The organism is Citrobacter arsenatis (assembly GCF_004353845.1).
GTDB classification, from domain to species: Bacteria; Pseudomonadota; Gammaproteobacteria; order Enterobacterales; family Enterobacteriaceae; genus Citrobacter; species Citrobacter arsenatis.
On record NZ_CP037864.1, the window covers coordinates 329,089 to 353,110 of the forward strand.

21 protein-coding genes are annotated in these 24,022 nt (G+C 53.3%); 11 read left to right on the forward strand and 10 right to left on the reverse strand.

Annotation, left to right across the window (positions count from 1 at the left end; genetic code table 11):
• Positions 1-71 precede the first annotated feature (71 nt).
• Positions 72-1,703: a Na/Pi cotransporter family protein gene (locus E1B03_RS02530; protein WP_103771817.1), complete on the forward strand. Its 1,632-nt coding sequence runs from the start codon at positions 72-74 to the stop codon at positions 1,701-1,703.
• A gap of 131 nt (positions 1,704-1,834) precedes the next feature.
• Here the strand turns inward: E1B03_RS02530 and pepE are convergent, their stop codons facing one another.
• Together pepE and E1B03_RS02540 are read right to left on the reverse strand one after the other, a co-directional pair.
• Positions 1,835-2,524, reverse strand: coding sequence for a dipeptidase PepE (pepE, locus tag E1B03_RS02535; RefSeq protein ID WP_133087186.1), 690 nt, complete (start codon positions 2,522-2,524; stop codon positions 1,835-1,837).
• A gap of 209 nt (positions 2,525-2,733) precedes the next feature.
• Positions 2,734-3,153 carry a rhodanese-like domain-containing protein gene (locus E1B03_RS02540; protein WP_103771818.1) on the reverse strand — a complete coding sequence of 140 codons (420 nt, stop codon included), beginning with the start codon at positions 3,151-3,153 and terminating at the stop codon, positions 2,734-2,736.
• 84 nt (positions 3,154-3,237) lie between these two features.
• Between E1B03_RS02540 and ftrA the strand changes: the two genes are divergently transcribed.
• Together ftrA and rluF are read left to right on the forward strand one after the other, a co-directional pair.
• Positions 3,238-4,218, forward strand: coding sequence for a transcriptional regulator FtrA (gene ftrA / locus E1B03_RS02545; RefSeq protein ID WP_133085637.1), 981 nt, complete (start codon positions 3,238-3,240; stop codon positions 4,216-4,218).
• A 194-nt stretch (positions 4,219-4,412) separates the two neighbouring features.
• A complete protein-coding gene (rluF, locus tag E1B03_RS02550) occupies positions 4,413-5,288 on the forward strand; it encodes a 23S rRNA pseudouridine(2604) synthase RluF (protein WP_103771820.1) in 876 nt (291 codons plus the stop codon).
• Here rluF and E1B03_RS02555 read toward each other — a convergent pair.
• From E1B03_RS02555 to rtcR, 3 genes are all read right to left on the reverse strand, one after another.
• Positions 5,285-5,557 carry a YjbD family protein gene (locus E1B03_RS02555; protein ID WP_003826541.1) on the reverse strand — a complete coding sequence of 91 codons (273 nt, stop codon included), beginning with the start codon at positions 5,555-5,557 and terminating at the stop codon, positions 5,285-5,287. The two genes, rluF and E1B03_RS02555, sit on opposite strands and share 4 nt — an antisense overlap.
• Before the next feature lie 143 nt (positions 5,558-5,700).
• Positions 5,701-6,627, reverse strand: a complete 927-nt coding sequence (gene panS / locus E1B03_RS02560) for a ketopantoate/pantoate/pantothenate transporter PanS (RefSeq protein ID WP_133085638.1) — start codon at positions 6,625-6,627, stop codon at positions 5,701-5,703.
• A gap of 111 nt (positions 6,628-6,738) precedes the next feature.
• Positions 6,739-8,319 carry an RNA repair transcriptional activator RtcR gene (gene rtcR / locus E1B03_RS02565; protein ID WP_133085639.1) on the reverse strand — a complete coding sequence of 527 codons (1,581 nt, stop codon included), beginning with the start codon at positions 8,317-8,319 and terminating at the stop codon, positions 6,739-6,741.
• A 451-nt stretch (positions 8,320-8,770) separates the two neighbouring features.
• Here rtcR and E1B03_RS02570 point away from each other — a divergent pair, with 451 nt between their 5' ends.
• Complete coding sequence (locus tag E1B03_RS02570; RefSeq protein WP_133085640.1) at positions 8,771-9,898, forward strand: slipin family protein; 1,128 nt, start codon at positions 8,771-8,773, stop codon at positions 9,896-9,898.
• Between the two features lie 5 nt (positions 9,899-9,903).
• Positions 9,904-10,689: a nucleotidyltransferase domain-containing protein gene (locus E1B03_RS02575; protein WP_133085641.1), complete on the forward strand. Its 786-nt coding sequence runs from the start codon at positions 9,904-9,906 to the stop codon at positions 10,687-10,689.
• A 92-nt stretch (positions 10,690-10,781) separates the two neighbouring features.
• Here the strand turns inward: E1B03_RS02575 and lysC are convergent, their stop codons facing one another.
• Positions 10,782-12,131 carry a lysine-sensitive aspartokinase 3 gene (gene lysC / locus E1B03_RS02580; RefSeq protein ID WP_103771825.1) on the reverse strand — a complete coding sequence of 450 codons (1,350 nt, stop codon included), beginning with the start codon at positions 12,129-12,131 and terminating at the stop codon, positions 10,782-10,784.
• A gap of 430 nt (positions 12,132-12,561) precedes the next feature.
• On the opposite strand from lysC, the gene pgi reads away from it, so the two are divergent.
• From pgi to E1B03_RS02605, 5 genes are all read left to right on the forward strand, one after another.
• Positions 12,562-14,208, forward strand: coding sequence for a glucose-6-phosphate isomerase (gene pgi / locus E1B03_RS02585; RefSeq protein ID WP_133085642.1), 1,647 nt, complete (start codon positions 12,562-12,564; stop codon positions 14,206-14,208).
• Between the two features lie 471 nt (positions 14,209-14,679).
• Positions 14,680-14,922 (forward strand): exopolysaccharide production protein YjbE, encoded by a 243-nt coding sequence (yjbE, locus tag E1B03_RS02590; protein WP_003826562.1) that lies wholly within the window; start codon positions 14,680-14,682, stop codon positions 14,920-14,922.
• A gap of 118 nt (positions 14,923-15,040) precedes the next feature.
• Positions 15,041-15,679, forward strand: coding sequence for a YjbF family lipoprotein (locus E1B03_RS02595; protein ID WP_103771826.1), 639 nt, complete (start codon positions 15,041-15,043; stop codon positions 15,677-15,679).
• Complete coding sequence (locus tag E1B03_RS02600) at positions 15,676-16,413, forward strand: capsule biosynthesis GfcC family protein (RefSeq protein WP_103771827.1); 738 nt, start codon at positions 15,676-15,678, stop codon at positions 16,411-16,413. Before E1B03_RS02595 ends, E1B03_RS02600 begins: the two co-directional genes overlap by 4 nt.
• Complete coding sequence (locus E1B03_RS02605; RefSeq protein WP_133085643.1) at positions 16,413-18,509, forward strand: YjbH domain-containing protein; 2,097 nt, start codon at positions 16,413-16,415, stop codon at positions 18,507-18,509. The genes E1B03_RS02600 and E1B03_RS02605 overlap by 1 nt, the downstream gene beginning before the upstream one ends.
• Before the next feature lie 97 nt (positions 18,510-18,606).
• Here the strand turns inward: E1B03_RS02605 and E1B03_RS02610 are convergent, their stop codons facing one another.
• Positions 18,607-19,059: an acyltransferase gene (locus E1B03_RS02610; protein WP_133085644.1), complete on the reverse strand. Its 453-nt coding sequence runs from the start codon at positions 19,057-19,059 to the stop codon at positions 18,607-18,609.
• Between the two features lie 138 nt (positions 19,060-19,197).
• Here E1B03_RS02610 and psiE point away from each other — a divergent pair, with 138 nt between their 5' ends.
• Positions 19,198-19,608: a phosphate-starvation-inducible protein PsiE gene (gene psiE, locus E1B03_RS02615; RefSeq protein WP_003031674.1), complete on the forward strand. Its 411-nt coding sequence runs from the start codon at positions 19,198-19,200 to the stop codon at positions 19,606-19,608.
• Positions 19,609-19,661: 53 nt separating this feature from the next.
• Here the strand turns inward: psiE and xylE are convergent, their stop codons facing one another.
• The 3 genes from xylE to malF form a co-directional block, all read right to left on the reverse strand.
• Positions 19,662-21,137 carry a D-xylose transporter XylE gene (gene xylE / locus E1B03_RS02620; RefSeq protein ID WP_103771830.1) on the reverse strand — a complete coding sequence of 492 codons (1,476 nt, stop codon included), beginning with the start codon at positions 21,135-21,137 and terminating at the stop codon, positions 19,662-19,664.
• A 324-nt stretch (positions 21,138-21,461) separates the two neighbouring features.
• The gene (gene malG / locus E1B03_RS02630) at positions 21,462-22,352 is read right to left on the reverse strand and encodes a maltose ABC transporter permease MalG (RefSeq protein WP_103771831.1); all 891 of its coding nucleotides are present in this window, start codon (positions 22,350-22,352) and stop codon (positions 21,462-21,464) included.
• 14 nt (positions 22,353-22,366) lie between these two features.
• Entirely contained in the window at positions 22,367-23,911 is a 1,545-nt protein-coding gene (gene malF / locus E1B03_RS02635) for a maltose ABC transporter permease MalF (protein WP_133085646.1), read from the reverse strand.
• Between the last annotated feature and the right edge of the window lie 111 nt (positions 23,912-24,022).

The following is a 24,022-nucleotide window of genomic DNA, read 5'->3' on the forward strand; positions in this document are numbered from 1 at the left end:
GTAGCGCCATCAGGCGGTATGTCATTGCTATGAACCTCAGGAACATATAACGATAAGGAGAACCTGATTCCGTGTTAACTCTGTTACACCTGCTTTCTGCCGTCGCGATGCTGGTTTGGGGTACGCATATTGTGCGTACCGGCGTGATGCGTGTCTTCGGCGCCCGCTTGCGTACCGTTCTCAGCCGTAGCGTTGAAAAGAAGCCGCTCGCCTTTTGTGCGGGTATCGGCGTGACGGCGCTGGTACAAAGCAGCAACGCCACCACCATGCTGGTCACTTCGTTTGTCGCACAAGATCTCGTGGCGCTTACCCCTGCGCTGGTGATTGTACTCGGCGCCGACGTGGGGACCGCGCTGATGGCGCGTATCCTGACCTTCGATCTCTCCTGGCTGTCGCCACTGCTGATTTTTATCGGCGTGATCTTCTTTCTCGGTCGCAAACAGTCTCGCGTGGGGCAACTGGGGCGGGTTGGCATTGGGCTGGGGTTGATTTTACTGGCGCTGGAGTTGATTGTGCAGGCGGTAACGCCGATCACCCAGGCGAACGGCGTACAGGTTATTTTCGCCTCGCTGACCGGCGATATCATGCTCGATGCGCTGATTGGCGCGATGTTTGCGATTATCAGTTACTCCAGCCTGGCGGCGGTGCTGCTGACGGCCACGCTGACTGCCGCGGGGATTATTTCGTTCCCGGTGGCGTTGTGTCTGGTGATTGGTGCCAACCTTGGCTCCGGCCTGCTGGCGATGCTTAATAACAGCGCCGCTAACGCCGCCGCCCGTCGTGTGGCGCTCGGTAGCCTGCTTTTTAAGCTGGTGGGCAGCCTGATTATCCTGCCGTTCGTTCATCCGCTGGCCAATCTGATGGATGAACTGCCGCTGCCAAAATCGGAACTGGTTATCTACTTCCACGTTTTCTACAACCTGGTGCGCTGCGTAGCGATGGTACCGTTCGCCGAACCGATGGCGCGTTTTTGTAAGCGCATCATCCGCGATGAGCCGGAGCTTGATGGACATCTGAAACCCAAACATCTGGACGTCAGCGCGCTGGATACGCCAACGCTCGCTCTGGCCAATGCCGCCCGTGAAGCTTTGCGCATTGGCGACGCGATGGAGCAGATGATGGACGGGCTGAAGAAGGTGATGCACGGCGAGCCGCGTGAAGAGAAAGAGCTGCGCAGGATGGCGGACGACATCAACGTGCTGTATACCGCAATTAAGCTCTATCTGGCGCGGATGCCAAAGGATGAGCTGGCGGAAGAGGAATCACGCCGTTGGGCGGAGATTATCGAAATGTCGCTCAACCTCGAGCAAGCTTCCGATATTGTCGAACGTATGGGCAGCGAGATAGCCGATAAGTCGCTGGCCGCCCGCCGGGCATTCTCGGTAGAAGGGCTGAAAGAGCTGGATGCGCTCTACGATCAGTTGCTCAGCAATCTGCAACTGGCGATGTCGGTGTTCTTCTCCGGAGATGTGACCAGCGCCCGTCGTCTGCGCCGCAGCAAGCACCGATTCCGTATTCTCAACCGCCGTTATTCGCATGCGCACGTTGACCGTCTGCATCAGCAGAACGTACAGAGCATCGAGACCAGCTCCTTGCACCTGGCGCTGCTGGGTGACATGCAGCGTCTGAACTCGCTGTTTTGCTCTGTGGCTTACAGCGTGCTGGAACAGCCGGATGAAGACGATGAGCGGGATGATTACTAACGAGGACAGGTGAAATGTTGCCCGGTGGCGCTGATGCTTTCCGGGCCTACGGATAACCGTCAATGTTGTCGTCAGCCTTGTAGGCCGGATAAGGCGTTTACGCCGCCATCCGGCATCAGACAACAAATCAACTAAAAGCAGTGGCCTGCTTCAACGGCAACCGCCTCTTCACCCGCTTTAAAGATATATGTGGTGTTCGGGCCGCCGAGCACGGATTGACCGTTACTCACCTTAATCCAGTTACCTTCCGGCAAGCCTATTACTGTCAGCTCTGGCGCCACCACCAGCAGTTCGCGAATACGCTGTTCACGCGTTTCGCCTTTATGGCCTTCCGGCAGCGCGTTGGTGAAGTGCGGGTTAATCTGCAGCGGGAAAAGACCCAGCGCATCAAAGCCTTTTGGATCGACAATCGGCATGTCGTTGGTGGTGCGGATGGTCTGGCAGGCAAGGTTAGAGCCCGCGCTCCAGCCGATATACAGTGCACCGCGTTTGACGACATCCACAATCGGTGCCAGCAGTCCGCGCTCGCGGCTTTCTTTCAGCAACTGGAAGGTGTTACCCCCGCCGACAATCACCAGCTCTGCGTTTTCAATGGCGGTAATCGGATCGGCAACGGAATGAATGCCCGTAACGTTTACACCCATTGGTGCAAAGATGGCTGCCGTTTTCGCCGTGTACTCATCCCAGGTTTGCGTCACGCCAGCGAACGGAATAAACACCGCCGTGCGGCGACCATTCAATTGCTCTGCGATCAGTGGCAGCGCATGTTCCATCCAGCCTTTGCCCGGCAGCGTCGAGTTACTTAATAAAAGCAGTTCCATCATTTCTCCATGTAATCAGAAAATTACAAACCGCGCTAATGCTACCACTATCAGCCTAACGCCTTACTGATATGGCTCACGATGTTGGAGATGAGGCCTGGAAAGCGCCTCGCAATAATACGTAGTGGGCCTGCATGCTACAGTGGTGAAAAGCGGAACGGGTTAATCACAACCCCATGTCGGAAAAGCCCGTTCAGACTTAACAACGATCAAGCTATTGAAACAGCGTCCTTTTGCGTCGTGGCAAACGCCAGTCCTTCGTCCTCCCAGCCTTTAATACCACCAATCATTATTTTCACCGGTCGACCTAGCTGCGCCAACTTCAGCGCCGCGCGATCGGCCCCGTTACAGTGTGGGCCAGCGCAATAGACGACAAACAGTGTGTCGTGGGACCATTTGTTTAGGGACTCCGTATTTATCAGACGATGAGGAAGATGAATCGCGCCAGGAATATGGCAAAGGGAAAAACTCTCTGCGCTACCCACCACATGTAGCAGTACAAAATCTTTGTCGCCAGCAGCCATTGCGCAATGTACGTCAGAACAATCCGTCTCCATACTCAGACGTTGCTGGAAATGGGCTATGGCTTGTGCAGGTGAAGCGGCTGGAATATCTGTTACGGTACTCATAGTGTTGTTTTCTCTTGTGGTGAAATCAGTTGTTGTGTTACCTCTTATCTCATCAAAAATTTAACCTCGAAACACCCTCTGACCATGACAGATTCCGCCAGGATCATGACAACATCTTCTCGCCCGTTGGTCGTTGCACTCGCTTATGACGGGCTATGTACTTTTGAGTTTGGCGTCGCAGTGGAAGTTTTTGGGCTTCCGCGACCTGAGTTGGGCGATCGTTGGTATCGTTTTGCCGTAGCTTCCGTTGATCAAGGTGAATTAAGGGCAACTGGCGGGGTTCGTATCGTTGTTGATGGTGGGTATGAATTGCTTCAGGAAGCGGACACTATCGTCATTCCTGGCTGGCGTGACGTGAGCTCGCCAGTTCCGGAAGCATTATGCGTTGCACTTCGCGCTGCACATCAACGCGGTTGCCGAGTCATCTCTATCTGTTCTGGTGTATTTGTTCTGGCTGCGGCAGGTTTGCTGGATGGTCGTAAGGCGACAACACACTGGCGTTACGTCAGCGAACTCCAGCGACGCTTTCCTGCAATCAGCGTCGTGGAAGATGTCCTGTATGTCGGTGAACATGACGTACTCACTTCGGCAGGCAGCGCGGCAGGAATTGATTTATGTTTGCATGTGGTGCGTAGTGATTTTGGACTTGATATTGCCAATAACGTGGCCCGTCGCCTGGTGCTGCAACCCCACAGGGATGGCAGCCAGACTCAGCAACAACTGCGTCCTGTGGCCCGTAGTCGGGAAAGCCAGCGTTTTGGTCTTTTACTTGACTGGTTACATAACAATATCGCCCAGAAGCACACCCTTGACGCTCTGGCCAGCCAGGTTGGTATGAGTCCCCGAACGCTGATGCGGCGATTTCAGGAGTCAACGGGGCTTACACCGGCACGTTGGCTGATGAATGAACGGCTAAACCGTGCGCAGCAGGCGCTCAGTACGTCCCATATCAGTATTGAGCAAATAGCGCAGCAAACCGGGTTCGGTAGCGCAAACTCTTTGCGTTACCACTTTCAAAAACGATTTGGTATCAGCCCGCAGGCATTACGTAATCAGATGCGATAGTACATTTAAACGCTCTGCTTTTTTATCGCCCGCAAGGTAGGGTATATTTCGCTTTTAATACACAAGATCATTCAAGTTGTATCAAGGCGGCAAGGGAGCGAATCCTTGGGAGCATAGAGTGCTATGTGACCAGGGGGAGTGAGGGCAGCCAACGCAGAGACAGCTTGAAGGATGAAGTGTATACAGGAGAAACTATGCTGCCCGACTCATCCATCCGATTAAATAAATACATCAGTGAAAGTGGAATCTGCTCGCGTCGCGAGGCGGATCGCTTTATCGAACAAGGAAATGTCTTCCTGAATGGCAAACGTGCCACCATTGGCGATCAGGTGATGCCTGGCGACGTCGTAAAAGTAAATGGTCGGTTGATTGAGCCGCGTGAAGCGGAAGATCTGGTTTTTATCGCGCTGAACAAGCCGGTAGGGATTGTCAGCACCACCGAAGATAGCGAACGCGACAACATTGTTGATTTCGTCAATCACAGCAAGCGCGTATTCCCAATCGGTCGTCTGGACAAAGATTCTCAGGGACTCATCTTTCTGACCAACCACGGCGACCTGGTGAATAAAATCCTGCGTGCCGGTAACGATCACGAAAAAGAGTATCTGGTGACGGTAGATAAGCCGGTTACTGATGACTTTATCCGCGGGATGGGGGCCGGTGTGCCAATCCTCGGCACCGTTACCAAAAAATGTAAGGTAAAGAAAGAAGCGCCATTTGTGTTTCGCATTACGCTGATTCAAGGGCTGAACCGCCAGATCCGTCGTATGTGCGAGCACTTTGGCTATGAAGTTACCAAACTTGAGCGTACGCGTATCATGAACGTTGGTTTGTCCGGCCTGCCGCTTGGTGAATGGCGCGACCTGACGGATGACGAACTGATCGATCTGTTCAAGCTGATTGAGAACTCGTCCTCAGAAGCCAAACCGAAGGCGAAAGCGAAGCCCAAAACCGCAGGCATTAAGCGCCCGGTGGTGAAAATCGAAAAATCGGCAGAGAAAGAGAAATCGCGCCCGGCGACAAACGGTAAGCGTTTTACCTCGCCGGGGCGTAAGAAGAAAGGACGTTAACGTCTGCCGCGCGTTGGCGTATTCGCTGACCAGGAAAACGATGCTTCCGCATCCGGTTTATAAGCCTGCTTTTTCTTCAACTGGCGGGCTTTTTTAGCTTCTGCTTCGCGCAAAGCCATCAGTTTATCGATGTACTCTTTCTTGATGCTGTTAGTCTCAGCGTTGGTCAGCAGTCGGCCATGCGCAATGCGCGCGCGGTCGAGCAACGTTTTCAGTTCACGCTGTTCGCGCTCGGTCATCTCTTTTTGGGTAATGCGGGGGAGTGCCATATGGGTGCCCTCTGTAAGCCGATATCCTCAGTGTACGGCAAAGTGCAGAGGCTGGGTAGGCCGGATAAGGCGTTAGCCGCCATCCGGCGACGTGCTCGCATTGTGCCTGATAGCGCTACACTTATCAGGCCTACAGCAGACAATTAGCGGCGTTTTTTCTCTGTGATCGGCTTACCGGACCAGTAGCCTGCCAGCAGAGAACCGGAAAGGTTGTGCCAGACGGAGAACAGCGCGCCGGGCAGGGCGGCGAGCGGGCCAAAGTAGATCTTGCCCAGCGCAGCGGCAAGTCCTGAATTCTGCATGCCCACTTCGATAGCCAACGTACGGCAGGTTGACTCGTCGAAACCAAACAGTTTTCCGCCCCAGTAGCCGCCGAGCAGGCCAATGGTGTTATGCAGGATCACGGCGATAATCACCACAAAGCCGACGGACGCAATGTGCGAGGCGGAACCCGCCACGACGGCGCTGATGATAGCCAGAATGCACACCATAGAAAATGCGGGCAGATACGGTTCCACAGCTTTTACCATGCGTGGGAACAGGTGATGAATGACCAGTCCCAAAGCAATCGGAATGACCACGATCTGCAGGATACTCAGCAACATACCCATCACATCCACCTGGATATGCGCGTCGACATACAGCCGCGTCAGCAGCGGGGTGGCGACCACGCCGACCAGCGTTGAAACCGATGAAATAGTCACAGAGAGCGCCACATCGCCTTTTGCCAGATAGATCATGACGTTTGATGCCGTTCCGCTGGCGACGTTACCGACCAGCACCATCCCTGCGGATAATTCCGGCGGCATGTTAAATGCCAGCGCTAAAATCCATGCGGCGAGCGGCATCACCAGATAGTGCAGGAAAATACCCGCTGCGACTGGTGCAGGACGTGAGAGTACGCGTTTAAAGTCGTCCACCTTCAGGTGAACGCCCATGCCGAACATAATCAGCATCAGTAATGACGGCACAAATGGTCCGACGGGCGTAAAGGTGGCGGGCGTGTAATACGCAATAACAGAGAGCAGCAGCGCCCATAACGGGAACAGCCGCGTGAGAGTAGCGAGCATGTTATATTCCTTGCGATTGAAATGTGTTGTGTTGTTATAAAAAAGCCGGGTTCGAGCCCGGCTATAGTTATTGTTTATCGCGTGATGGAATATTATTCAAACAAATTATGTTTATGTTCCGCTGCGAACGCTTTCCCAGCTAAGTCCGAAGCGGGCGAGATATTTGCGCAGGCGGTCTGCATCGTTAGGATTGGCTTTCTTCTGCCGTGAGACGGCAAACAGTTCGCGTCCCGCTTCCGACAGCGACGCGCTGCGGCGGCACACTTCCAGTACTGTTTCTAACTGACGGCGATCGAACAGATCAATATCCATTTTCAGTTCAGGTTGCGAAGCGGCAATCTGCCAACCCTCCTTTAACAGCGCAATTTCCTCTTCGACAAGGGATAAGGTGATGCGTCCCTGTTCGGCAAGCGTTGCCATTCGCGCGATAGATGAACTTAGTTCGCGAAAATTGCCGCGCCACTGGGCCTGTGGGGAACAGGCAAATGCCAGATAGCAAACGCGTGCCTCTTTGTCGAAACGGATCTGCATCTGTTTGCGGCTGGAAAAACGGTGTAGCTCATACTCGACGTTCGGGGCGATATCTTCCCGCCGCTGCGACAAACCGGGCAGGGCGAAGCTCCACATGTTGATACGAGCGTAGAGATCTTCGCGAAAACGGCCCTCTGCGACCCATTGCTGCATATCACGATGGGTTCCGGCAATCAGTTGAAAATCGCTGTGTACCTCTTTGTCCGATCCAAACGGGAAAAAGGTTTTTTCTTCAATAGCTTTTAGCAGCATGGCCTGCTCGTCCAATCCCAGTTCGGCTATCTCATCGAGAAACAGCACGCCGCCATCCGCTTCACGCAGCAGTCCGCTGCGCGCCGTGAGGGCGCCGGTAAACGCCCCTTTCACATGTCCGAACAACGTAGACATCGCATTGTCGCCACGCAGGGTTGCGCAGTTGACCGCAACCAGTTTTCCCGCCACCAAGTGCCGCGACTGGCGTAGCTGAAAAATACGTTTCGCCAGGAAGGATTTACCCGCGCCGGTGGGGCCAGTGAGCAGGATCGGGTCGGTCGAACGTAATGCCACACGCTCGATGCGATCGATCAGTTTATTGAAGGTAGCGTTGCGCGTATCAATCCCGTCCTTCAGAAAGGAGACCGACTGCTGCTGTTCGCGCTGAAAACGACTGGTGAGCGTGGCATAGCGGCTCAAATCGAGATCAATAACCGAGCAGACGCCAGCGGCGACGGCCTCGTCCGATGAACCGGTTGGTGCCGGGCTGGTTTGTAGCAGGCTGGCGGGCAGGTAGCGGGCTTCCGTCAGCAGAAACCAGCAGATTTGTGAGACATGCGTCCCGGTGGTGATGTGCACCAGATACTCTTCGTTTTCCGTATCAAAGCTGTAGTGGGTGGCGAAGTCGAGGAAGGCGGCGTAGACCTCTTCAAAATCCCAGGGGTCGTTAATGGTCACGGCATGCGGGCGTACTTCGGTATCAGGTGAGAGCAGCGCGACGTCTTCAATCAACCTTTGCGCCATGCTCTCGTCGCGTGGCTGGTGCAGCAGTTCCAGCCTGTCGACAGGGAAATCAGGCTGTTGGCACAATCCAACCGTCGGTCGCCACTTTTTAAACCGATTAGCTCGTTTACCGCGTTTGTCCAGCACCGTGCCCAATACGCCAATCACTACCCGCCGCTTTTTCATGGGTTATACCAAAAGATAAATATCGATATAAAAAGATAAAAAAATATCTTCGCTACGGCAATCTTAAATCTACGCGTGAAAAATAAAATGAAAATTAATCAATGAGTTAAAAATTTAATCGCCGTATTTTTCTTTTTGGCACGCTTCTGGCAATAACTTCTACGTCAATCACGCTGAAAACGCAGGGGGTTAAACCCCGCCGGCACGTCAGGAACGGCACTGGCTGTTTTCCGGAAGTGTTCCGTCAGCCGATGACACACAGTGGGTTCGATTCCCAATTTCATCCTCCGAATGAAAACTGGTTGTTAATCATAGAACTAAAACGGAGCGGTGCGCAGTTAGCATCCTCCAGAACAGGCTGCCGGTAAAGATGCCGTGCGACAGGCAAAAGGGAATTCCCCTGCCGCTTCGCACCTGCACCCGCGCCTGAACGACGTTAAGGAATAATAAAATGGCTAAGAAAATCACGATACAAAAAGGGCAGTTAGGTCTTTTATCCCTCGAGGGCGATTACTATCAGACGCTGGAGTCTGGGCAGCACCGTTTACCGTGGTTTAACGCCCCCGAAGTGCTGATTGTTAATATGGATGGTAGCGAAGTACCGCAAGCGCTGGCGGAGTATTTACGCCGATTCCAGCCTGCATGGGTGGAGCGTTACTGCCTGGTTGCTGATACGACGGATACTGAAGCTGGAGCGTTGTATGTCAACGGTGTTTTACAGGAGATCTGTCCGCCAGCCACACGCCGTCTTTACTGGCGCGCAGAGGAAGCGCTGACGCTGGTTCGCATGGATACTCGTCAGGTTTTGGTACCGGTTGAGGTGATGAATGCGGTATTACAGCCACGACGTAACGGTACGGTGAAAGGTCGTGAAGCCATCTTAACGGTGCAAGTTCCTGCGTGGCACGTTGGTGTGCTGAAAATTGATGGCGAAACCCAGGCGCTGTTACCGCCGGGTTTGACCGCATACTGGAAGATAAACCATCTGATTGAAGCTGAAGTTGTTGATACCCGTTTACAGGTGCTGGAGGTCGGCGGGCAAGAGATCCTGACCAAAGATAAGGTCAATCTGCGATTAAATCTGGCCGCAAACTGGCGTTATAGCGATGTGTTGCAGGCTTTTGGTCAACTGACCAAACCGCTGGACCACCTTTACCGCGAGTTACAGTTTGCGCTGCGTGAAGCGGTGGGAACGCGCACGCTGGACGAGCTGCTGGAAGATAAGCAGGTGATCGATGAGGTGGTGAGCGCACAGGTGAAAGCCCGAATGACGCCGTTTGGTATTGAGGTGGCTTCGCTCGGCGTGAAAGATATTGTCCTGCCGGGAGATATGAAAGCCATTTTGTCCCAACTGGTTGAAGCTGAGAAATCCGCTCAGGCCAACGTTATCCGCCGTCGTGAAGAGACTGCCGCGACGCGATCGCTGTTGAATACTGCGAAAGTAATGGAAAACAACCCGGTGGCGCTGCGCTTAAAAGAGCTGGAAACCCTCGAAAGAGTCGCTGAACGTATCGATAAAATCTCGGTGTTTGGTGGCCTCGACCAGGTACTGCACGGCCTTGTGAACATAAAAGGATAAGAATAATGAGCTACAACACAGTGGACGGCGCGATGCGCGAAAGGGTATTGCGCCAGCTAAAAGAGGTAGAGCAGCGCTATGGCGTCAGGGTGCTGTATGCCTGTGAATCCGGCAGCCGCGGTTGGGGATTTGCCTCGCCGGACAGCGACTACGACGTGCGATTTCTCTATGTTCATCCACCCGAGTGGTATCTGCGGGTCGAGGCGCCACGAGATGTTATCGAGTTGCCGATAGATGATGAGCTGGACGTATGCGGCTGGGAATGGCGCAAGGCGCTGGGGCTGCTCAAAGGCGCAAACCCAACGCTCATCGAGTGGCTGGATTCTCCAATGGTCTATCAGCAGGATGAAGCAACCGTGTCAGCGCTGAAGGCATTGATGCCCAAATGGTTTTCCCCGCTACGTGCCCGCTGGCACTACTACTCGATGGCGCGGAAAAACTTCCGTGGCTATCTGCAGGGGGACGACGTACGGCTGAAAAAATACTTCTATGTCCTGCGCCCGCTGCTGGCGGTGCGTTGGGTAGAAGCGGGGAAAGGCGTGCCGCCGATGCGTTTTGCCGAGCTGCTGGCGGGGAGCGAACTGGATGCGCCGTTGCGTCAGGAAATTGATGAGCTGCTGGAACGTAAGAAGTGTGCGGGTGAGGCGGAATATGGTCCGCGCCGTCCACTGTTGCATGCGTTTATCCGCGCCGAACTGGAAAGAGGAGAGATTCCGCCGACGTTACCGGATAGTCAGGAAGGGGATGTCAGGGAACTGGACAGACTGTTATACGAGACAGTGATGTCATGACCGTGTTGCCCGATGACGCTGCCGCTTATCTGGCCTACAAATTCCCCGTAGGCCGGATAAGGCATTTTGCCGCATCCGGCATCAGGCTGATATCACTCAAACAAATTATGATGCAGTTTCTGTACGACCTGCTCGGCTTCAGTACCGGGCACCAGGAAACACAGGTTGTGGCTGGATGCGCCGTAGCAAATCATGCGGATGTTGAACGGCTCCAGTACGCCGAACACCTCTTTACCCACGCCGCAGGCTTTGGACAGATCGTTGCCAATCAATGCCACCAGCGCCAGACCTTCTTCCACTTCAACCCGACACAGGGCAGACAGTTCCATCAGCAGAGACTGTGTTAACAGTGTATCCCCGGTGGAAGTTGAACCGGTGGTATCCAGCGTCAGCGCCACGCTGACTTCGGATGTGGTGATTAAATCTACCGAGATGTTGTGGCGTGCCAGGATGCCGAACACTTCCGCTAAAAAGCCGCGAGAGTGCAGCATATTCAGGCTATGCAGCGTTAGCAGCGTTTGTTTACGGCGTAGCGCCAGCGCACGGAACAGCGGTGGATTCTTGGTTTTATTGCATACCAGCGTCCCGCCTGCTTTTGGATCCTTACTGGAACCCACAAACACCGGGATATCGCTACGAACGGCAGGTAACAAGGTTGCCGGGTGCAGCACTTTCGCGCCAAAGGTCGCCATTTCCGCGGCTTCTTCAAAGGCGATTTCATCAATACGCTGCGCAGCCGGAACAACGCGCGGATCGGTCGTGTAAATGCCAGGAACATCGGTCCAGATATCAACGCGTGTTGCGTGCAGCGCTTCGGCCAGCAGGGCGGCCGTGTAATCGCTGCCGCCGCGTCCTAACGTGGTGGTGCGGCCTTTGCTTTCGCTACCGATAAAGCCCTGAGTAATCACTAGACCTTCACTCAGACGCGGGGCCAACTGGAGCGTTGCCAGTTCGGCCAGCGCCGCGACGTCAGGTTCTGCGCGGCCAAAACGATCGTTGGTACGCATCACTTTACGCACGTCAAACCACTGCGCCTGCACGTTGCGTTCACGCAGGATTTCGACGAACAGCAGGGTAGACATCAGTTCACCGTGGCTGACCAGTTCGTCAGTCAGCGCGGTAGAGGTCGCCAGTGACGCCGCTTCTGCCAGCGTGGTGATGTTTTCCAGCAGACGCTCGATCTCTTCTCGAATCACGTTTGGATAACGCAGGCGTTCCAGAATATTGAACTGGATTTGACGAATGGCGTCGAGTTTTTCGAAGCGCTCGGTTGGCTCCAGCCCTTCAGCCAGTGCGACCAGCAGGTTGGTAATCCCCGCGGAAGCGGAAAGTACCACTACACGGACGTTAGCATCAGAAAGCACTACATCAGCGCTGCGATTCATGGCATCAAAATCCGCCACGCTGGTACCGCCAAATTTGGAGACAACTACATCAGTCATAACTACCTCGTGTCAGGGAATGAATAGAGCGACCATGGCACATAAGGCAGAACGGAAACCGGTGCAGGCGCAAATACCGTATTACATTTCGTCCTTCAATCTGCCTCTTCGTTGGCTGCACCTGCTCACCACAGTCACTTACTTCAGTAAGCTTCTGTGGATTCTCAGGTTTGCCGCCGTGACGCATATCGAATGACTTTATGTATATAAATAAAAGGCATGGCCTGTACTGTCAACGCTGGGATTATGCGGATTTTTTATGCTGCAACTGCGTTGAGTAACGGTACTAATAACTACGCTGATAACCGCTATACTTTTTAGCCTCGTTTGGCGGACGCCCTGGCAATGGCATTAAAACAATCACACTTTTCTGTGACTGGCGTTACAATCGATCTCAGTCACAATTCTCAAAATCAGAAGAGTATTGCTAATGAAAAACATCAATCCAACGCAGACCTCAGCCTGGCAGGCACTACAAAAACACTTTGAAGAAATGAAAGACGTTACTATCGCGGATCTGTTCGCGAAAGATAGCGATCGCTTCACTAAGTTTTCCGCGACGTTTGACGATCTGATGCTGGTGGATTTCTCCAAAAACCGCATCACTGAAGAGACGCTGGCTAAACTGCAGGACCTGGCGAAAGAGACCGATTTGGCAGGTGCCATCAATTCCATGTTCTCCGGTGAGAAAATCAACCGTACTGAAGACCGTGCCGTGCTGCACGTGGCGCTGCGTAACCGTAGCAATACGCCAATCATCGTTGACGGCAAAGATGTGATGCCGGAAGTAAATGCGGTGCTGGAGAAGATGAAATCCTTCTCTGAAGCGATCATCTCCGGAAGCTGGAAAGGCTATACCGGTAAAGCCATTACTGATGTAGTGAACATCGGTATCGGCGGCTCCGACCTCGGCCCGTTCATGGTGACCGAAGCGCTGCGCCCGTACAAAAATCACCTGAACATGCACTTTGTTTCTAACGTCGATGGTACGCACATTGCCGAAGTGCTGAAGAAAGTGAACCCGGAAACCACGCTGTTCCTGGTCGCTTCCAAAACCTTCACTACCCAGGAAACCATGACCAACGCCCACAGCGCGCGCGACTGGTTCCTGGCGACCGCAGGCGACAACAAGCACGTTGCCAAACACTTCGCTGCGCTCTCCACTAACGGTAAAGCGGTTGGCGAGTTCGGTATTGATACCGCCAATATGTTCGAGTTCTGGGACTGGGTTGGCGGTCGTTACTCCCTGTGGTCAGCGATTGGTCTGTCGATCATCCTGTCCGTAGGCTTCGACAACTTTGTTGAGCTGCTCTCCGGCGCCCACGCCATGGACAAACACTTCTCCACCACTCCGGCTGAGAAAAACCTGCCGGTGCTGCTGGCGTTGATCGGTATCTGGTACAACAACTTCTTCGGTGCCGAAACCGAAGCGATTCTGCCGTATGACCAGTATATGCACCGCTTCGCGGCCTACTTCCAGCAGGGCAACATGGAATCCAACGGTAAATACGTTGACCGTAACGGCAATGCAGTGGATTACCAGACGGGCCCAATCATCTGGGGTGAGCCGGGTACTAACGGCCAGCATGCGTTCTACCAGTTGATCCACCAGGGTACTAAAATGGTACCGTGCGATTTTATCGCCCCGGCGATTACCCACAACCCGCTGTCCGATCACCATCCGAAGCTGCTGTCTAACTTCTTTGCGCAGACCGAAGCGCTGGCGTTCGGTAAATCCCGCGAAGTGGTTGAGCAGGAATATCGCGATCAGGGTAAAGATCCGGCAACGCTGGACCACGTGGTGCCGTTCAAAGTGTTCGAAGGCAACCGTCCGACCAACTCCATCCTGCTGCGCGAAATCACGCCGTTCAGCCTGGGTGCGCTGATTGCCCTGTACGAGCACAAAATCTTCACTCAGGGCGCCATCCTGAACATCTTCACCTTCGACCAGTGGGGCGTTGAGCTGGGCAAACAGCTGGCGAACCGCATTCTGCCAGAGCTGAAAGATGGTTCCGAAGTGAGCAGCCACGACAGTTCTACCAACGGTTTGATTAACCGTTATAAGTCCTGGCGTTAATCTGCTTCTTCCTTCGAACCGCAGCGGTGTTGGCTGCGTTCGTTAACCCCGGTCACATAGCTATCTATGCTCCCGGGGCTTAACGATCTTGCCGCCTTGCTGCAATTCGAATGAATTTGCAGATTACTTATAAAAAAAGCCGATATTAATATCGGCTTTTTTATAAGATTGCTCCAGGATATCTACGTTTTTGCTTCACACCTTAATTGAGCTTAATCCTAAAATAATTAACTCAACGGAATTTAATTTCTGTCGTTTTCAGAATTTACGGATATTGTGTTTTCTGTGCATATAATTTAACTAATTGATTTTAGTATTTAATATTATTGATTAATAATAGCGATCTACTTTCTTTTCTCATTATCCTAAATTCCCGTCAGGAGTAATTTGCACACTTTGGCTTGTGTATACTCGATCTCGCCCGAAATTCTTTTGGGTAAATCTCCATTCATACAATGAAGGGAATTTGTAATGAAAAAAGTTCTGTATGGCCTGTGGGCTATATCTGCGCTTGCGGCGACCTCTGTCTATGCCGCCCCCGTTCAGGTGGGTGAGGCTGCAGGGTCGGCTGCCGCGTCGGTTTCGGCAGGAAGTTCCTCCGCAACCAGCGTGAGCACCGTAAGTTCTGCGGTAGGGGTTGCCCTGGCGGCGACCGGTGGCGGCGATGGTTCTAATACCGGAACCACTACCACCACAACCACCAGTACCCAGTAATAAAGGTACGCTTAATTCTAACCACACTTCGGTGTGGTTATTTTGAATTGCCAAAAGCCTGTGGGATTTGTAGGCCGGGTAAGCGTCGCGCCACCCGGCAATAATGCGGAGAAACGTCGTGAAGCGACCAGCGCTCATAATGGTTTGCCTGCTACTGCAGGCTTGCTCAGCCTCTACCGAAGGGCTGGGTCATTCGCTGTGGGATAGCGTGTTTGGTACTCCCGGCGTACAGATGACGGACGATGAAATCCAAAACATGCCCTACGCCAGCCAGTATATGCAGCTTAACGGCGGTCCCCAGCTGTTTGTGGTACTCGCGTTTGCAGAAAATGGACAGCAGAAATGGGTGACTCAGGATCGGGCTATTCTCGTCACGCAGCATGGGCGCATTGTGAAAACGCACCTTGGCGGAGATAACCTGCTCGAGGTGAATAATCTGGCTGCAGACCCGCTCATCAAACCCAATCAGATAGTCGACGGCGCAACGTGGACCCGCACGATGGGCTGGACTGAACATCAGCAGATACGCTATGCCACCGCCCGATCGGTTTTCAGATGGGATGGCACAGACACCATCAAGGTCGGCAGTGATAACACGCCGGTACGGATCCTCGATGAAGAGGTCACCACCGATCAAACGCGCTGGCATAACCGCTACTGGATCGACAGTGAAGGGCAGATTCGCCAGTCGGAACAGTCTCTTGGCGCACGTTACTTCCCGGTGAAAACCACGCTGATTAAGGCGGCAAAATCATGATCAAACGAGTTGTTATGGCGCTGCTGTTGAGCCTGAACGCCGCGTCTGTTTTTGCTGCGGGTAGCGTTAAGGTCTTTACCTCCACCGGCGCAGAGCCGAAAACGCTGACCGGGGCCGAACATCTGCTCGACCTGGTTGGACAGCCGCGATTGAGTAATAGCTGGTGGCCAGGCGCGGTTATCAGCGAAGAGCGGGCAACGACGGAGGCAGAGCGTCAGCAGCAGGCATTACTGGCTCGTCTGGCAGCGCTGGGTGCTGAAGAAAACGGTGTTGATGCCGCGGCTATCAACACGCTGCGCCAGCAAATTCACGCGCTGAAGGTGACCGGCAGACAGAAAATTAACCTTGACCCGGATGTGGTGCGCGTCAGCGAGCGAGGCAACCCGCCGTTGCAGGGCAATTACACGCTGTGGGTCGGACCGCAGCCAACGGATATCACGCTGTTTGGCCTGCTAAGCCGTCCGGGTAAACAACCGTTTGTGCCCGGGCGTGATGTTGCCAGCTATCTCGATGGGCAAAGTCGGCTTAGCGGTGCGGATCGTAGCTTCGCCTGGGTCATCTATCCCGACGGGCGCACGCAGAAAGTACCGATTGCTTACTGGAACAAACGTCACGTTGAGCCGATGCCCGGCAGCATCATTTTTGTCGGACTCTCTGATGCTGTCTGGAGCAGCACCCCGGATGAAATCAATGCTGATATTCTTCGCACCCTGACCCAGCGGATACCTGAATAATGAGAAAAACTTACCTGCTCAGCTTACTGGCGCTGGGCGTAAGCGTTGCCTGCCACGGTGAAACCTGGCCCGCGCCCATTGGGCCTTCGCAGTCCGATTTTGGCGGTGTGGGGCTGCTGCAAACGCCAACCGCACGCATGGCGCGCGAGGGCGAAATGAGCCTCAACTACCGCGATAACGATCAGTACCGCTACTACTCTGCGTCGGTGCAACTGTTCCCGTGGCTGGAAACCACGCTGCGCTATACCGATGTGCGTACCAAAAAATACAGCAGCGTCGAGTCGTTTTCAGGCGATCAGACATACAAGGATAAGGCGTTTGACCTCAAACTGCGGCTGTGGGAAGAGAGCTACTGGATGCCGCAGCTGGCCGTTGGCGCGCGCGATATCGGCGGAACTGGCCTGTTTGATGCGGAGTATATTGTGGCGAATAAAGCCTGGGGGCCGTTTGATTTCTCGCTTGGCCTGGGCTGGGGATATCTTGGCACCAGCGGTAACGTCAGTAATCCGTTTTGCTCATACAGCGATAAATTCTGTCATCGCGATAACAGCTACAAGCAGGCTGGTTCTATTGACGGCAGTCAGATGTTTCATGGTCCGGCATCATTGTTTGGCGGCGTGGAATATCAGACACCCTGGCAGCCGCTGCGCCTGAAACTGGAGTATGAAGGCAATAATTACCAGCAGGATTTTGCGGGCAAGCTGGATCAAAAGAGCAAGTTTAACGTCGGCGCTATCTATCGCGTCACCGATTGGGCCGACGTTAACCTCAGCTATGAGCGCAGGAACACCTTTATGTTTGGGTTCACGCTGCGGACTAACTTCAACGACTTGCGACCAAACTATAACGATAACACCCGTCCGAAGTATCAACCACAGCCGCAGGATGCGATTCTGCAACATTCGGTAGTGGCGAATCAGTTAACGCTGCTGAAATATAACGCCGGGCTGGCGGATCCCAAAATCCAGGTGCAGGGCGATACGCTGTATGTGACCGGCGAACAGGTGAAATATCGTGATTCGCGAGAAGGGATCGAACGCGCCAATCGGATCGTGATGAACTCCCTTCCCGACGGGATCCGCACGATCCGTATTACCGAAAATCGCCTTAACTTGCCGCAGGTTACGACCGAAACGGATGTTTCCAGCCTTAAGCGACACCTGGAAGGTGAGCCGTTGGGTCATGAAACCCCGCTGGCGCAAAAACGCGTTGAGCCTGTGGTGCCGAAAACGACCGAGCAGGGTTGGTATATTGATAAGTCTCGCTTTGATTTTCATATTGATCCGGTGCTCAATCAGTCGGTGGGCGGCCCGGAAAACTTCTATATGTACCAGTTGGGCGTGATGGGAACGGCGGATTGGTGGGTGACCGATCATCTGCTGACCACCGGGAGTTTGTTCGCCAACCTCGCCAATAACTATGACAAATTTAACTACACTAACCCGCCGCAGGATTCGCATTTACCACGCGTGCGTACCCATGTGCGCGAGTATGTGCAAAACGATGTCTACGTGAATAACCTGCAGGCCAACTACTTTCAGTCACTCGGAAACGGGTTCTATGGACAGGTTTACGCTGGTTACCTGGAGACCATGTACGGCGGGGCGGGGGCAGAAGTGCTGTATCGTCCGTTAGACAGCAACTGGGCGTTTGGCATTGACGCCAACTATGTGAAACAGCGTGACTGGCGTAGCGCGCAGGATATGATGAAATTCACCGACTACAGCGTGAAGACCGGGCATTTGACGGCTTACTGGAATCCTTCATTCGCCCAGGATGTACTGGTGAAAGCCAGCGTAGGCCAGTATCTGGCGGGAGATAAGGGGGGAACGCTGGAAATTGCCAAACGCTTCGACAGCGGAGTGGTGGTGGGCGGCTATGCGACCATCACCGACGCCTCGCCGGATGAGTACGGAGAGGGCGATTTTACCAAAGGGGTGTACGTTTCCGTACCGTTGGATCTGTTCTCGTCAGGCCCGACCCGCAGCCGTGCGGCGATTGGCTGGACGCCGTTGACGCGTGACGGTGGGCAGCAGCTTGGACGTAAGTTTGGTCTGTATGATATGACCAGCGATCGCAGCGTGAATTTCCGTTGATCGAGCCGTTTGCCAGCCGGATGGCGCTGCGCTTATCCGGCCTACAAACTACCTATATTGTCGGTTGGAGAAGGCATTTATGCCGCCATCCGGCAGCTTACAAACGACGCAATAATTTTGCCGGGTTGCCCGCGTACACGCCTTTCTCGGTAATCGATTTTGTCACCACGCTTCCCGCGCCGATGACTGCGCCATCGCAGATTGTGACTGCCAGAATGGTCGCCCCACTGCCGATCGAGACATCATTGCCAATCGTAATTCTTCCCCAACTGGTGCGGTCGGCATTGGGTTTTCCTTGCCGAAACATATCGTTGGCGAACATCACGCCATGCCCGATAAAACAGCGGGAACCGATGGTGACATATTCGCAGATGAAGGTGTGCGACTGAACTTTGCTGTCTGCGCCAATCTGCGTGTTGCCCTGGATTTCTACAAATGGTCCGACAAAAACGTTGTCTTCCAGTATGCAGTCATAGAGATTGGCGGGTTCATAAATCACCACGTTCTCACCGCAGGTAACGTTGCGGACAGCGGATTGTCGTAGCTGCATAATTCATCCTGTGAAATGTGTCGTGACATTCATCATTCCTCGCTGACCTTTCTTGCACAAAACATAAACAAAAAATGTAGATCTCTGTCACATTTTTGCGTTATACAGGAACCTCGTCACTGAGTAAGAGGTGCTGTTATGACGTCGCTATCTCGTCCGCGCGTGGAGTTTATCTCCACCATCTTACAGACCGTGTTGAATCTGGGGCTGCTGAGTCTGGGCCTGATCCTGGTTGTATTCCTTGGGAAAGAAACGCTGCATCTGGCGGATGTACTGTTCGCGCCGGAACAAACCAGCAAGTATGAGCTGGTGGAAGGGCTGGTGGTTTACTTTCTCTACTTTGAATTTATCGCGCTGATTGTGAAATACTTTCAGTCTGGGTTTCACTTTCCGCTGCGCTACTTTGTCTATATCGGGATCACCGCGATTGTGCGATTGATCATTGTCGATCATAAAGCGCCGATGGATGTGCTGATCTATTCTGCGGCGATCCTGCTGCTGGTGATCACCCTGTGGCTGTGTAATTCCAAACGGCTGAAGCGGGAGTAAAAGATAACACGCCGCATTCGGGCTGCGGCGTGTTGCGGGTCAGAATTACTGCATTATTGCACAGAGGCTTGCTGGGTTTTTTCTGCGGCGGGTTCCCATAGCTCTTCAAGTTCCTCCAGCGTTTTGCCTTTGGTTTCCGGCACGAACTTCCACATAAACAGCGCCGCCAGAATACCCATACAACCGTAAATCCAGTAGGAGAAACCGTTGTGGAAATGGGAAACCAGCCACGAATTTTTGTCCATCATCGGGAAGGTCCATGAGACGAAGTAGTTCGCCAGCCATTGAGCGGCAACCGCAATGGCGAGCGCTTTGCCACGAATCGCGTTCGGGAAGATTTCGGCCAGCAGTACCCAACAAACTGGTCCCCAGGACATGGCGAATGCGGCAACGTAAAACAGCATCGACAGTAACGCAACCAGCCCGGAAGCCTGGGTATAAAACGCGGTACCGAGGCTGAACATACCGATGGCCATGCCTAATGCGCCAATAATCTGCAGCGGTTTGCGCCCAAATTTATCCACCGTCATGATCGCCAGCACAGTGAAGCTCAGGTTGATCACGCCAACAATAATGGTCTGCAACAGCGCCACGTCAGTGCTGGCACCCAACGTTTTAAACACTTCCGGGGCGTAGTAGAGTACGACGTTAATACCGACGAATTGCTGGAAGATAGACAGCATTACGCCGATGACAATAACGCCCACACCAAACATCAGCAGGCGACCGCCGGTTTTACGACCATGTTCCAGTGACTGATTGATCTCCTGCATGGCCTGGGTCGCGAGGGTACTGCCCATAATTTTGCGCAGAATGCTTTCCGCCTGTTCGTGTCTGCCACGCGCCATCAGCCAGCGCGGGCTTTCTGGTACGGTGTACAGCAGCAGTAAAAACAGTAGGGCGGGAATACTTTCGGACGCGAACATATATCGCCAACCATCGGTATTCAGCCAGTTAGCGTCGCCTGAACGTGCGATAAAATAGTTAACGCAATACACTAACAGTTGACCAAAAATAATGGCGAACTGGTTAAATGACACCAGTTTCCCACGAATGTGCGCGGGTGCCAGTTCAGCAATATACATTGGTGAAAGCATTGATGCCAAACCGACACCTATACCACCAATGATACGATAAATAACAAATTCGGGCACGTATCCAGCTAAATAAACGGGTACGGCGTTATCCGGATTAATCGTCGTAAAACCTAATTCCGGCCAGGCGGAACCAATGCCGGAAATAAAGAACAGCAGAGCCGCGATTTTCAGCGAGTCCCGACGACCAAAGCGGTTACTGCAATAGCCGCCCAGCGCACCGCCGATGATGCAGCCAATCAACGCACTGGCGACGCAAAAGCCCAAGAGCGAGTTGGCGGCGGATTCACTTAAGTGTTGTGGGGCGACAAACACGGTATTTAAGGACTCTACCGTTCCGGATATGACTGCTGTGTCGTAGCCGAATAATAGCCCTCCCAATGTTGCGACTAATGTAATCGAAAAAATATAACTGGAATTATATTGAGTGTTCATTCAGACCTGCCTTATAGGGTACAGCTCTTTTGATCAGTGCGCTGATGGTGAATTTAACAGGCAGGGAAGACAATTATCATTTTTTACATTGCAATTACGTTTTGTCTTTTCTGTGATCTTAATTCTGTTTAATTTGATTGTGTTCGGGCGAAAAATAGAATTGCAGTGATGTGGAGCACGAAAGGAAATAATCGTAAGCGTAATGCAAAATAACATAAAAAAAGGGCGCTCCGTAGAGCGCCGAATTACAGTCACAGGTTGGGATAACATAAGTTGAGGGTTGCAGTGGCATTGCCCGTTGCCGGGCAGTTACTTCGGTAAAACTTAACCTTTCACACCACCCGCCGTCAGTCCGTTGACCAGCCAACGCTGTGCCAGCAGGAACACCAGAGTGATAGGAATGGCTGAAAGTACAGCTGCGGCGGCAAAGTCGCCCCACAAATAGTTCTGTGGATTGAGGTACTGCTGCATACCTACCGCAAGGGTATAGCTGTTCACATCACGCAGCAGCAGTGACGCGACCGGTACTTCGGTAATAGCGGCAATGAAAGACAGAATAAACACAACCGCCAGAATCGGAACGGAAAGCGGTAGCAGCACCAGGCGGAATGCCTGCCACGGCGTTGCGCCATCCAGCGAGGCCGCTTCTTCCAGCGAACCGTCGATGGTTTCGAAATAACCCTTAATCGTCCATACATGCAGTGCAATACCGCCAAGATAGGCGAAGATCACGCCGCCGTGAGTGTTCAAACCAATAAACGGAATGTACTGGCCCAGGCGGTCAAACAAGGCATACAGCGCGACCAGAGACAGCACCGCCGGGAACATCTGGAAAATCAGCATCCCTTTCAGCAGGGTTGCTTTGCCCGGGAAACGCATGCGGGCAAAGGCGTAAGCACAAGTAGTGGAAAGCGTCACGATACCGATCGCGGTAATGGTGGCCACTTTCACCGAGTTCCACAGCCATAACAGCACTGGGAATGGTGGCGGGGTCACGCGGCCATCCGCGTGCTCAACGCTAAAGCCCAGCGCCAGCTTCCAGTGCTCCCAGGAGATGTTTTCTGGGATCAGGCTACCGGTGGCAAAGTTACCTTCGCGCAGCGAGATAGCGATAACCATCAGCAGTGGGAACATGATCGCCGCGATAAAAATCAGCAGTCCTAAGTGTGTGATCAGAAGGCGGAGCTTTTGAGATTTCGGTTGTACCATAGCCATGTTCGTTGTCTCCCTTAATCAAACTTCATACGTGTGGCTTTCAGGTTCACAATCGCCAGCGCGCCGACCAGCAGGAAGATAAGCGTGGCAATCGCCGCCGCCAGACCGAAGTCCTGACCACCGCCGCCTTCGAACGCGATACGGTAGGTGTAGCTCACGAGCAGGTCGGTGTAGCCTGCTGGTGTGGTGGTGCCGAGACGGTCCGGTCCACCGTTAGTCAACAGTTGAATCAGCACGAAGTTGTTAAAGTTAAAGGCGAAGCTGGCGATCATCAGCGGCGTCAGCGGCTTAATCAGCAGCGGTAGCGTAATCTTAAAGAAGTTTTGGAACGGGCCTGCGCCATCCATTGCCGAGGCTTCGTACAGATCGTCAGGAATCGCTTTCAGCAGGCCCATGCACAGGATCATCATGTACGGATAGCCGAGCCAGGTGTTGACGATAATAATCATCGAACGCGCGGTGGTTGGGTCGCTGAACCAGGCCGGTTTGATGCCAAACAGCGCGCTTAGCATCATGTTGATTTCACCAAAGCTCTGGTTGAACAGCCCTTTGAAGATCAGAATCGAGATGAACGACGGCACGGCATACGGCAGAATCAACAACACGCGGTAAATCGCTTTGCCCTTCAGGGATTCCCACTGCACCAGACAGGCCAGTACCATGCCCACGGCAACGGTCAAAATAACGGTCAGTACCGAGAAGACCACGGTCCAGACAAAGATGGCGAAGAACGGCTTCTGGATACCTTCGTCGGTAAACACGCGAGTGAAGTTATCCCAGCCAATAGTAACGGTGTAGCCCGGACTGAGTTTGTCATCGCCCCAGTTACCGTCTGCATTCACCGACTGATAGAAACCAATGTCGTTGTTCGGACGATATTTTACACCGCTCTGGCTGTTGGTGAGCGTACCGTCATCAGCGAGTGTATAGAGTGGCTGCGTGCCGGAAAACTGGCGCAGAGAACTCATAATCACTTTGCTTTCATCCGGCAGGATGGCGGTCAGTTGGGTTAGTGCCTGGCGATTTTGCGTGATGATGCGCAGCGTCGCCCGCTCGCCCGCTGGCAGTGCTTCGGCGTCTTTCAACTGCAGTTTCTGTTCGCCGCCAAACTTAAAGGCGTCGGAGAGATAATTCTTGCCGGTTTCACCGTCGGTAAGGGCCAGTTGCCACTCATCACCCGCCGGATACAGGCCAAAATTGTAGGTTTTACCCGCCTGATAAGAACGATCCATCAGGACTTCCTGAGCGCGTTCAAAGGTCAGTTGGTTGGTACTGCTGTAGTTGGTAAAAGCAATGGCGATAGTACAAATCAGCGGAAACAGGACAAACAGCCCCATACCGGCCACGCCAGGATAAACATAGCGCCAGGCATAGGTTTTACGGTTAGCGAAAATATACAGGCCAGCAGAGCTTAAAATCAGCGTCATGATGGCAAACAGATACTCCCCCTGAGCGTACATCAAAACAACAAGGTAACCGACCAGCAGACCAAGCAGACCCATCACTGACCACTTCAGCGCGTCGCTTTGCCACCAGTGTTTCTTTTTAATGACATCCATGGGGATCTTCCTCTACAACGGTGGAAACTTATCGTCAGGTGGCGCTGCGCTTACCTGACCTACGGATCGTGCCGTAGTCGTAGGGCGGGTAAGCGCACGCGCCACCCGCCG